Here is a 10,513-nt window from a genome sequence, read left to right on the forward strand (position 1 = left end):
GCAGATGCGCGTAACCGCTCGCCCCGGCTATATCGCGCTTGCCGCGCTTGCCAAGGCGGACCTTTCGAGCATTACGGCGGATGGCCTGTCATTCTCGCTCATTCCCCGCTTAAACGCTGCCGGCCGCATGGCCGATCCCAAGCTGGCGCTCGACCTGCTGCTTGCCCGCAATCCCATCGAAGCAAGCGCGCTGGCGGCTGAGCTCGAGGAAATCAACCGCCAGCGCCGTGAGATCGAGGCGGAGCTCACGCGCGATGCCATGGCAAAGGTCGAGGAGACCTATGACGGCGGGCGCGCGATCGTTGTGGGCGGCGAAGGCTGGCACGAGGGCGTCAAGGGCATCGTGGCAAGCCGTCTGACCAACCGCTATCACGTGCCGGCGCTGCTGTTCTCGATCGAGGACGGTATCGCGCGCGGCTCTGGTCGCTCGGTGGGCAAAGTTAACCTGTTTGACGCCGTCGAGCGCTGTTCCGACCTGCTGATTCGTCGCGGCGGACATGCCGGTGCGGTGGGTGTGACCATCGAGGCATCCAAGCTCGATGAATTCCGTCGTCGCCTTTCCGCCGTGCTATCGGAGATTCCCGCCGAGGACTTTGAAGACATCGACGAGGTTGCCGCCACGGTCGACCTTTCCGAGCTGAATATCGAGACTATAGAGCAGATTTCCCGTCTTGAGCCGTTTGGCCAGGGCAACAAGGTGCCGCTGCTGGCCGCCGAGGGCGTGACGATGTGCGATCGCGCCGTGGTGGGCAAAACCGGCGAGCACATGCGCTTTGTGGCGACCGATGGCGCCGCAAGCGTGCCGGCCATTATGTTCCGCGTGCCGCAAATCGATAAGCTCATCAACTGCGATAGTGCTGTCGACTTGGTGTTCGAGGCCGTTGCCGAGCATTGGCAGGGGCGTGTGAAGCCCAAGCTCATGATCAAGGATGTTCTGGTCCGCGATACCACGCTGCCCAGCGTCGACGATCCGGCATGCGAGCTTCGTCGTGGCGTGCAGCCGGCGGATTCCGGCCTGCGCCTGGAGTCGCGTAAGCGCGAGACACTCGCCCAGCTTTCTTATACCGAGCTGACGCGCTCGCTTATCCATAGCTTTATAGGCTCGAACCAGCCGCACCGCGCGCAGGTCGAGGCGCTCGATGCCCTGGCCGATCACCAAAGTGTTCTGGCCGTTATGGGAACGGGGCGCGGCAAGTCGCTCATCTTCCATGTGCATGCCGCGCGCGAGGCGGTTCTTCGCGGGCGTGCGAGCATCTTTGTCTATCCGCTGCGCGCGCTCGTTGCCGACCAGGCCTATCACCTCTCGTCGACGATGGCCGCGCTCGGCATTGGCGTCGGCGTGTTGACCGGCGAGACCGTGGAGGCGGCGCGCGATGACGTGTTTGCCGGCTTGGCTTCGGGCCGTACCGGCATCGTGCTCACGACGCCCGAGTTCCTGTCCATTCACCGCGACCGCTTTGCGCGTTCGGGGCGCATCGGTTTTGTCGTTATCGATGAGGCGCACCACGCTGGCCTTGCCAAGGGCGGCGACCGCAGCGCCTATCTCGACATGCCCGATATCCTCAAAGCCCTGGGCGACCCGGTCGTTATGGCCGCGACGGCCACCGCGACGGCTCCGGTCGTGGCCGAGCTTGCCCGCACGCTTCCGATCACTCACACGGTGGTCGACGAGACGGTGCGCGAGAACCTGCAGCTCGAGGACGACCGAGATCTTGCGAGCCGCGAGAACCGTTTGGTGTCGATCGTGGCGACGGGGGAGAAGACCGTCATTTACGTCAATTCGCGCGACCAGTCCGTGGCGCTCGCCAAGACACTACGCAAACGCGTCCCCGACTGTGCGACCCGTATCGCGTTCTATAACGCTGGCCTTACGCGCACCGACCGCCATCGCGTAGAGGAGGCGTTTCGAGACGGCAGCCTCAGCTGCATCGTCTCGACATCCGCCTTTGGCGAGGGCGTCAACCTTCCCGATATTCGCCATGTCGTGCTCTATCACATGCCGTTTGGCGGCATTGAGTTTAACCAGATGAGCGGCCGCGCCGGTCGCGATGGCCAACCCGCCGTGATCCATCTACTCTATTCGTCGCGTGACGCCCGTATTAACGAGCGCCTGCTCGACTGCTATGCGCCCGAGCGCGACGAGCTCGTCACGCTCTATCGCGCGCTGCAGACCATGTGGCGCTCCAACCGCGGCAAGACCGGGGACGATTCCTTTAGCGCGAGCGATATCGACATCGCGCAGATGTGCCTTGCCATCGATGCTCGCACGCCGGTCGACGAGCGCTCGGTGGAAAGCGGCTTGGGAATCTTCGAAGAGCTTGGTTTTTGTCGCATTTCGGGGTTTGACGACACCCGTCGCATCGCGATGGCCGAAAACCCCGGCCGCGTGCAATTGAGCAGGTCAATTCGCTATTTGGAGGGCTTGCGCTCGCGCATGGAGTTCTCGGCTTTCCGGAGTTGGGCGCTCGATTCGTGCGCTTCTGATATGCTAGCCAAAGTTAACCGCCCGATCGTACCGCGGGCCTAGGGGAAGGGGACCTCGATGGATGCCGCAGCCCGTACCGCCCATGATTCCACCCTCCAGCCTTTTTCGGAGATGGAGCACTATAAGCATGCCGATGAGCTGCCGCCCGAGATTATGGCGGACAGCTACGACAAGCTGGAGCGCCTGTGCCTCAAATATATGAATGAGGACGACTTTTCTAAGGTTGAGCAGGCCTACTGCTTTGCCGCCGAGAAGCACTGCAACCAAAAGCGCCGCTCGGGCGAGATGTACATTAACCATCCCGTCGAGGTTGCCATCATTTTGGCCGATCTCAAGATGGACTGCGATGTGGTGTGCGCCGCGCTGCTGCACGATACCGTCGAGGATACCGAGACCTCGCTCGCCGATGTTTCCGGCCTGTTCGGCGATACGGTGGCCGAGCTCGTCGATGGCGTGACCAAGCTCACCAATATCGAAGTCGACAGCATGGACGAGAAGCAGGCGCTCACGCTGCGCAAGATGTTCCTCGCCATGTCCAAGGACATCCGCGTCATTATCGTCAAGCTCGCCGACCGTCTGCATAACATGCGCACACTTGCCGCTCTGCGTGAGGACCGCCGCCTGTTTAAGGCGCGCGAGACCATGGACGTGTACGCGCCTCTGGCCGACCGCTTGGGCATGAGCTCAATCAAATGGGAGCTCGAGGACCTGTCCTTCTTCTACCTGGAGCCCGATGCCTACCAGCGCATCGCGCGCATGGTGGCGGAGTCGCGCGAGGTCCGTGAGCGCTATCTGGCTGAGACCATCAAGACACTCACCGACGAGCTCAACCGCATTGGCCTGGAAGGCTTCCAGATCAACGGCCGTTCCAAGCACTATTGGTCCATCTACCAAAAGATGAAGCGCAAGGGCAAGGAATTCTCCGAGATCTACGACCTGGTGGCACTGCGCGTCATCACGCATTCGGTGCGCGATTGCTACTCCACGCTCGGCGCGGTGCATACGCTGTGGCACCCCATGCCCGGTCGCTTTAAAGACTATATCGCCATGCCCAAGGTCAATAACTACCAGTCGCTCCATACGACGGTTATCGGCCCCACGGCCCGCCCACTCGAGATTCAGATTCGAACCTACGAGATGCATGAGCAGGCCGAGTACGGCATTGCCGCCCACTGGCTATATAAGAAGTCGGGCGGATCGTCTGCGTCTAAGACCAATGATGCCCAGCGTCTGGACGACCAGATTAACTGGCTTAAGCACTCACTCGATTGGGCTGCGTCTGATGAGATTACCGACGCCAAAGAATACCTGCATTCGCTGAAGGTTGACCTCTTCGATCAGGAGATCTTCGTCTTTACGCCCAAGGGCGAGGTCATGGCGCTTCGTGCCGGATCCACGCCGCTCGACTTTGCCTATGCCGTTCACACCGAGGTGGGAAACCATTGCGTCGGCGCCAAAATCAACGGTGCGGTGGCTCCGCTCACGCACGAGATCAAGACGGGCGACCGTGTCGAGATCCTGACGAACAAGAGTTCCAAGCCGTCGCGTGATTGGCTCAAGATCGTCAAGACGCCTTCGGCTAAGTCCAAGATCCGCCGCTATTTTGCCGCTGCGACCAAGGACGACGACGCTGCTGCTGGCCGCGATATGCTGGCCAAGGACCTGCGCAAGCGCGGGTATGGCATCTCCACGCCGCGCTCCGCGCGTGCGCTCAACGCCGTGGCGGAGCAGTTTAACTTCAAGCAGCTCGAGGACCTGTTTGCCGCCGTCGGCGCCGGCAAGGTTGCCCCGCGCGCTGTGGGCAATAAGGTCGAGCAAATCTTGGACCCCAAGCCCGAGGAACAGCTCACCAAGGCCGAGGCTATCGCCGAGGTCGTGAAGCAGCCCGCTCGCGGCTCCAACCGCAAGCCGCAAAAGCGCGGCAAGAGCGCCAGTAACGGCATTATCGTCAAGGGCGAGAGCAACAGCGGCCTGCTGGTCCGTCTGGCTCATTGCTGCAACCCCGTGACGGGCGACGACATCGTCGGCTTCATCACGCGCGGTCGTGGCGTTTCGGTGCATCGCGCCAACTGCCCTAACGTCAAGGGTCTTATGGAACATCCCGAGCGCATGATCGATGTGGAGTGGGACGGCGCTGCCGACACCCTCTTCCAGGTCGAGATCGTGGTCGAGTGCCTGGACCGCATGGGTCTGCTCAAGGACGTCACCATTGCCATTGGCGATGCAGGCGGCAATATCCTTTCTGCCGCCACGTCGACCAACCGCGAGGGTATTGCGACCCTGCGCTTTATGGTCGAAATTTCGGATGCGAGCGGCCTGGATCCGCTGCTGGCTTCCATCAGCAGTGTCGATTCGGTCTACGACGCTCGCCGTCTTATGCCCGGCGAGGGCGGAGCGCAACTCAAGCGCCGTGTGTAGGTGCGAGAGCCTCTCAGCATCATAGATATTGGTTACGTTCGAGGCATCGTTTGGTGCCTCGAACGTATTTTAGAAGGAGGGTATGCGCATGGACGATATGACTTTGGACCTGACACCCCGAGGCGCGGCTTCGATTGAGGCGCTCGTCAACGGCCCGATTCAGACTAACAGCTACGCCGTGATTTCGAATGACGAGTGCTTAATCGTCGATCCGGCGTGGGAGGGCGAGCGTCTTGTGGAGCATATCCGCACCGCGCATCCCGAGGTGCGCGTACTCGGCTCTGTCTGCACGCACGGTCATGCCGACCATGTTGGCGGGGTTGCCGGGGTTCGAGCTGTCGTTGGCGACAGCGCGCTATATGAGTTGTGCGCTAAGGACGTGACGGTACCTCGCGCAAATATCGAGGAGCAGCGCGCCATGTGGGGTATCGAGACACCCGATCCGGGTGAGCCGACGCGTTTGCTTGCCGAGGGCGATACAATCGAGGTGGGCGACGTCTGCCTGCAGGTGATCGAGACGCCGGGGCATACGCCGGGCGGCATCGTCCTGTTCGCCGCGACCGAGCAGGGGAACATCGCCTTTGTGGGCGACACGCTTTTCCCGGGCAGCCACGGTCGTACCGATCTTTCCGGCGGTGACGAGGCGGCGATCATGCGCTCGCTCTCCAAACTTGCCAAGATGCTTCCGCCCGATACCGTTTGCTTGACGGGCCATGGCGATTCGACCACGATGGCGCGCGAACTTATGCAGAACCCGTTTATGCAGATGTAGGCTCGAAGCCGTCTTCCGAACCACGAAGACCGCTCAATCGTCAAGCTATTTTCCCCAGTGGGTCGATTCTGTGGGGCAAACGGTCAAAATTTGTCCAATCGGATGGTATTCGTGAACAAACGAACGTTTATGCTCGGGTATGTCGTGGTAAAATCTCAGGCGTTATCGGAGCAACCTTACAGGAGGTTTCTTTTATGCTCGTCAACGCAGCAGACATGCTCAAGAAGGCCGAGGCCGGCAAGTACGGTCTCGGTGCCTTCAACACCAACAACCTCGAGTGGACCCTGGCTATTCTCCAGGCCGCCGAGGAGGCCAAGTCTCCGCTGATCCTTCAGTGCACCGCTGGTGCCGCTAAGTGGATGGGCGGTTTCAAGGTCTGCGCCGACATGGTCAAGGCTGCCGTCGAGGCCACGGGCGTTACCGTTCCCGTCGCCCTTCACCTCGATCACGGTTCTTACGAGGACTGCTTCAAGTGCATCGAGGCCGGCTTCACGTCCATCATGTATGACGGCTCTCACGAGGAGACCTTCCAGCTTAACCTCGACCGCACCAAGGAGCTCGTTGAGCTTGCCCACTCCAAGGGCATGTCCATCGAGGCCGAGGTCGGCGGCATCGGCGGCACCGAGGACGGCGTGACCTCCAGCGGCGAGCTCGCTGATCCTGCTGAGTGCAAGCAGATTGCTGACCTGGGCGTCGACTTCCTCGCATGCGGTATCGGCAACATCCACGGCGTGTACCCTGCTGACTGGGCTGGCCTTTCCTTCGAGCGCCTGGGCGAGATCAAGGCTCAGACCGGCGACCTGCCCCTCGTCCTGCACGGTGGCACCGGCATCCCCGAGGATCAGATCAAGAAGGCCATCTCCCTGGGTATCTCCAAGATCAACGTCAACACCGACCTGCAGCTCGTCTTCGCCAAGGGCGTTCGCGAGTACATCGAGGCTGGCAAGGATCAGCAGGGCAAGGGCTTTGACCCCCGCAAGCTCCTCAAGCCTGGTCGCGACAACATCGTTGCCCGCACCAAGGAGCTCATGGAGGAGTTTGGCTCCGTCAACAAGGCGTAAGTAGCGGTTTAACTTTCCCGTCGGAGGCCCCGTTCACCCTACGCTTTTCCCTTGCGCTCACCTGGCTTTGCCAGAAGTCGCGCAATGGGAAAAGCTTCGGGTGAACGGGGCCTCCTTCGTTAACTCGCCACAGGGTTACTGGGCTGAATTCATTTTTTATAGGTACCGTATATCGGTGTTGAGGGTTCCTTTATTGGGGCTTTCTTTTTATCTCGCTACAATGGACTTCAAGAGTTCTAATGACTTGGAGTTTGGTATGGCTGTTATTAATGTGCTGCCTTCGGATGGGAAGGTTATTGACGAAGGTCCTGTTGGTTGCTCTGTTGATGTTTGTTGTGATGATTTTCGTCATCTCGATATTGGTCTGCCGCCCGAGATTCTTCGACTTAAGGATGCCGGGTATTTGACGCAGGCTGTTGCTGCCTGCGATCGCCTTCTGGAGCAGAACCCTGAGCCTTCGCTGGCTGCTTGTGTTCGTGCCGAGCGGTATCGCATGCTCGAGACGTCGCTTCATTTTTCGGTGTCGCGTGATCGGGCCATTGCGATGATTCGCGAGGAGTGGCCAGAGTTTACCGAAGAGCAGTTTGACGACCTGATTAATCGCAAGCGTATTGACTGGCGCTTTATCGATGGCGAGCTGTTTGTTCTCGATAACTTCCTTGATTCGCTTCGCGTGTACCCCAAGGAGGTTCCGGGCCTGCGTCCCGATTCTACGGACGGCATCGCGCTGCGTAACCAGATGCTCAGGGAAATGGAGTCGCAAAACGGGTTGACGCGCGTCATCACGCTCAAGGCATCCGTGTCTGTCCCCGGGGCTCTGGAGGGAGAGGCTGTTCGCGCGTGGCTACCCGTTGCCGCCGCCTGTCGTCAACAGTCTCATATCGAGGTTCTCGATATGACGTCGGGGGGTACCGTTGCCTCTGAAAACGTTTCGGCTCGTACTGCCTCTTGGACGTCTTCGACGGAACATTCATTCTCGGTGACCTATCGCTATCACATCGATGCCGCCTATTGCGATATCTATGGTGGCGCGCTCCCATCGCATACGTGCATGGACACGCCACTGCCCGAGGACACTTCCGAGGACCGTCCGCACATTGCGTTTACGCCGTACCTGCGACAGTTGACGGAGCGTGTTGTTGACGGGCTCGAGGATCCGCTCGATCGCGCTCGTGCTATCTATGATTACCTGACACAGCATATCGACTATCGCTATCAGCCACCGTACCTGCTTTTGGGATCTATTGCCGACGACTGTGCGCATTCGCTCCGCGGCGATTGCGGCGTTATGGCGCTCACTTTTATCACCATGTGCCGCATCGCGGGGGTGCCTGCTCGTTGGCAGAGCGGCCTATATGTTGCGCCCGATTCGGTGGGACCGCACGACTGGGCCGAGTTCTACACACCCCAGACCGGTTGGCTTAACGCCGACGTATCGTTTGGTTCCTCGGCACGCAGGATGGGGGAGGAGTGGCGCCGTCGTCACTACTTTGGCAATCTCGATCCGTGGCGTATGGTGGCCAACGATCGATTCCAGGCTGAGTTTGTGCCTGCTTTCGATGGCATGCGCGAGGACCCCTATGACAACCAGATGGGCGAGGCCTCGGTTGACGGACGTGGATGTCGTAAGCGGGAGATGTTGCGCAAGGTTGAGCTTATCGAAATGCTCGAAGTACCATTTTCGGACTAATCAACAGAAAGCTGTGATAAACTAACTCACGCATTACGTGCCCGAGTGGCGGAATTGGCAGACGCAGTGGACTCAAAATCCACCGTTGGCAACAACGTGCGAGTTCGAGTCTCGCCTCGGGCACCATACATGCAAGTGGGCGTTCAAGGGGGTCAAGGCCCCCTTTTTCGTGCCGAACTCGCGTGAGCGCGCGGAGCGTTAAGTAAACAGGCCTGTGGCCTGTTTGTAGCGGAGCGTGGTGAGGGCGCCATGCGCCCGAAGCCCGGGGCTTCGCGAAGCGAAGGCCCTTCGAGTCTCGCCTCGGGCACCATACATGCACCTGCGCTTTGAGGGGGTTGTGGCCCCCTTTTTCGTGTACGTAATGTGATAATGCGCTGTACGTGTTATTATTCGCAAGGCGTTGTTCCCACAATGCCCTAAAGAGGAACCCGAGGGCTCCCACCTTTTGGCGCCAATGAGCAGCTGACTGGTCATACAACTTAGATTCCCTTCCTCAAATCGAGGAAGTCTATGTGTATGACCTGGTTGCTGAGAAGCGCCGGGTTATTTTTTTATGAATGGAGGTAGGGAAAATAGCTAAGTCTGATGACACCCGCATCAACGACGAGATTACTGCATCTTCGTGCCGTTTGATTGGCGTCGATGGCTCTCAGCTCGGCCTGTTCGCCATCCGCGATGCCCAGCGCGTCGCCGACGATCAGGGTCTCGACCTGGTCGAGATCGCTCCCAACGCGGAGCCGCCGGTCTGCAAGGTCATGGACTACGGTAAGTTCAAGTACCAGCAGGCCATGAAGGCCAAGGCTGCTCGTAAGAACCAGTCCAAGGTCGAGGTCAAGGAAATGAAGTTCCGACCCAAGATCGACGTTGGCGACTACGAGACCAAGAAGGGCCACGTTCTGCGTTTCCTCAAGAAGGGCGCACGCGTTAAGATCACCATCATGTTCCGCGGCCGTGAGATGGCTCACCCGGAGCAGGGCCTTAACGTTCTCGAGCGTCTCGCCGAGGATCTCAAGCCTTACGCTACGGTCGAGTCCAAGCCTAAGATGGAAGGCCGTAACATGCTTATGCTGCTCGCCCCGATTAAGGGCGCCTTCGATGAGGATAAAGCGGCAAGCGATACCAAGTAACTAGTGTTCTGTAACCGATTAAGGAGTATTTCATGCCTAAGATGAAGTCCCACAGCGGCACCAAGAAGCGTTTCCGCAAGACTGGTACCGGCAAGCTTATGCGCGCCAAGGCTTTCAAGAGCCACATCCTGAGCAAGAAGTCCACCAAGCGTAAGCGTGGCTTCCGTCAGGAGACCGAGATCGCCGCTGCCGACCGCAAGGTCATCAAGTCGCGTCTCGCCTAAGTTCGCGTTCCCGTTTTTCGTTTTACCGTCTAGGAGTTGATAGAACATGGCACGTATTAAGCGCGCTGTTGCCGCCAAGAAGAAGCGCCGTACCGTTATGCACCGTGCGAAGGGTTACTACGGTGCCGCTTCGCGTACTTACAAGCATGCTAAAGAGCAGGTCCAGCACTCCCTGCAGTATCAGTATCGTGATCGACGCAACAAGAAGCGCGAGATCCGTTCTCTTTGGATCACTCGTATCAACGCTGCTGCTCGCCTGAACGACATCTCTTACTCTCAGTTCATGCACGGCCTGAAGGTTGCCGGCATCGAGCTCGACCGCAAGGTCCTGGCTCAAATGGCTTACGAGGACATCGAGTCCTTCAACGAGCTGGCTACCATCGCCAAGAAGGCTCTCGAGGCCTAATAGATTCTCTTGAATCGCTAGGGGAGTGTCGCGTTGTGCGCGGCGCTCCCTCTTTTTATCTGAAGCGCGGTTTACATTGCTAAAAGCGCGGGTAGATAAACACTTACAGGTGACCGATCTCTATATATTCCTGAACCAAAGGGTCATCATCTGATACGTGCGGAAGATCCGCACCAGTCTTTCTATTACCTATAGAAAGCAATATGTTGTGTAGGACTTGTGAAGAGTGGAATTGACGTCCCACAGAGCTTCGCGGTCTGGCAATATATCTCCTTGCCGCGCGGCCCGGTCGGACCGGATGAGCCGCGGGGCGTGCACCTTGAGAACCGG

General features: G+C 59.1%; 8 protein-coding genes and 1 tRNA gene. All 9 read left to right on the forward strand.

Going from position 1 to position 10,513, the window contains the following annotated elements:
* The coding region (locus AB5758_RS05900) for a helicase-related protein (protein WP_368155434.1) at positions 1-2,527 on the forward strand (2,527 nt) is incomplete at its 5' end.
* Positions 2,528-2,542: 15 nt separating this feature from the next.
* Positions 2,543-4,903 (forward strand): RelA/SpoT family protein, encoded by a 2,361-nt coding sequence (locus tag AB5758_RS05905; RefSeq protein WP_368141099.1) that lies wholly within the window; start codon positions 2,543-2,545, stop codon positions 4,901-4,903.
* Positions 4,904-4,991: 88 nt separating this feature from the next.
* Complete coding sequence (locus tag AB5758_RS05910) at positions 4,992-5,675, forward strand: MBL fold metallo-hydrolase (protein WP_328517356.1); 684 nt, start codon at positions 4,992-4,994, stop codon at positions 5,673-5,675.
* 194 nt (positions 5,676-5,869) lie between these two features.
* Positions 5,870-6,736 carry a class II fructose-1,6-bisphosphate aldolase gene (gene fba, locus AB5758_RS05915; protein ID WP_035137086.1) on the forward strand — a complete coding sequence of 289 codons (867 nt, stop codon included), beginning with the start codon at positions 5,870-5,872 and terminating at the stop codon, positions 6,734-6,736.
* A gap of 256 nt (positions 6,737-6,992) precedes the next feature.
* Positions 6,993-8,426: a transglutaminase-like domain-containing protein gene (locus tag AB5758_RS05920; protein ID WP_368152763.1), complete on the forward strand. Its 1,434-nt coding sequence runs from the start codon at positions 6,993-6,995 to the stop codon at positions 8,424-8,426.
* Between the two features lie 39 nt (positions 8,427-8,465).
* Positions 8,466-8,552, forward strand: a tRNA-Leu gene (locus tag AB5758_RS05925).
* 431 nt (positions 8,553-8,983) lie between these two features.
* A complete protein-coding gene (infC, locus tag AB5758_RS05930) occupies positions 8,984-9,553 on the forward strand; it encodes a translation initiation factor IF-3 (RefSeq protein ID WP_006234423.1) in 570 nt (189 codons plus the stop codon).
* A 32-nt stretch (positions 9,554-9,585) separates the two neighbouring features.
* A complete protein-coding gene (gene rpmI / locus AB5758_RS05935) occupies positions 9,586-9,777 on the forward strand; it encodes a 50S ribosomal protein L35 (RefSeq protein WP_006234422.1) in 192 nt (63 codons plus the stop codon).
* A gap of 46 nt (positions 9,778-9,823) precedes the next feature.
* A complete protein-coding gene (rplT, locus tag AB5758_RS05940; RefSeq protein WP_006234421.1) occupies positions 9,824-10,183 on the forward strand; it encodes a 50S ribosomal protein L20 in 360 nt (119 codons plus the stop codon).
* The last annotated feature ends 330 nt before the right edge of the window (positions 10,184-10,513 follow it).

It is taken from the genome of Collinsella aerofaciens, assembly GCF_040926405.1.
GTDB lineage: Bacteria > Actinomycetota > Coriobacteriia > Coriobacteriales > Coriobacteriaceae > Collinsella.

Bases quoted from the DNA above. Each gene is read 5' to 3' on its own strand.
- AB5758_RS05905 (WP_368141099.1), top strand. From the start codon at position 2,543: ATGGATGCCGCAGCCCGTACCGCCCATGATTCCACCCTCCAGCCTTTT.
- AB5758_RS05920 (WP_368152763.1), top strand. From the start codon at position 6,993: ATGGCTGTTATTAATGTGCTGCCTTCGGATGGGAAGGTTATTGACGAA.
- infC (WP_006234423.1), top strand. From the start codon at position 8,984: ATGGAGGTAGGGAAAATAGCTAAGTCTGATGACACCCGCATCAACGAC.
- rpmI (WP_006234422.1), top strand. From the start codon at position 9,586: ATGCCTAAGATGAAGTCCCACAGCGGCACCAAGAAGCGTTTCCGCAAG.
- rplT (WP_006234421.1), top strand. From the start codon at position 9,824: ATGGCACGTATTAAGCGCGCTGTTGCCGCCAAGAAGAAGCGCCGTACC.
- fba (WP_035137086.1), top strand. From the start codon at position 5,870: ATGCTCGTCAACGCAGCAGACATGCTCAAGAAGGCCGAGGCCGGCAAG.
- AB5758_RS05910 (WP_328517356.1), top strand. From the start codon at position 4,992: ATGGACGATATGACTTTGGACCTGACACCCCGAGGCGCGGCTTCGATT.